This is a genomic window from Dyella sp. SYSU CM1112 (genome assembly GCF_058216415.1).
The window spans coordinates 1-418 of the sequence record NZ_JBZEGI010000071.1; the positions used below are offsets into that span (position 1 = coordinate 1).

General features: G+C 66.3%; 1 protein-coding gene. It reads left to right on the plus strand.

Annotated features, from left to right (window positions below):
• Positions 1-418, plus strand: a 418-nt coding sequence (locus tag AC4HNJ_RS21660; protein WP_490481692.1) for a hemagglutinin repeat-containing protein, incomplete at both ends; no start/stop codon positions are given.

Genomic DNA, 418 nt, shown 5'->3' on the forward strand with positions numbered 1-418 from the left:
GCAGCACCACCACCCACGATGCCGTCCAGGACAGCTACGCCGTCGGCAGCCTGCTCAGCGGCCACAGCGTGACCGTCGCTGCCGGCCACGACCTCACCACGCAAGCCGCGCAGATCGTCGGCACCCACAACGTCGTGCTGGCGGCGGGTAACAACCTCACCATCGGCACCGCTACCAGCACGCACAGCGAGCAGCACAGCCAGACGCAAAGCCAGAGCGGGATGTTCGGCGCGGGCCTGGGTGTGATGATCGGCAGCGCCAAGCAAAGCCAGAGCTACACCGAGACCAGCACCACGCCGCAAGGCAGCCTGATCGGCAGCTTGAATGGCAGCGTGACGCTTACCGCCGGCAACCTCGTGCACATCACCGGCAGCGACGTGATGAGCCAGACCGGCACCGCCATTGTCGGTAAAGACGT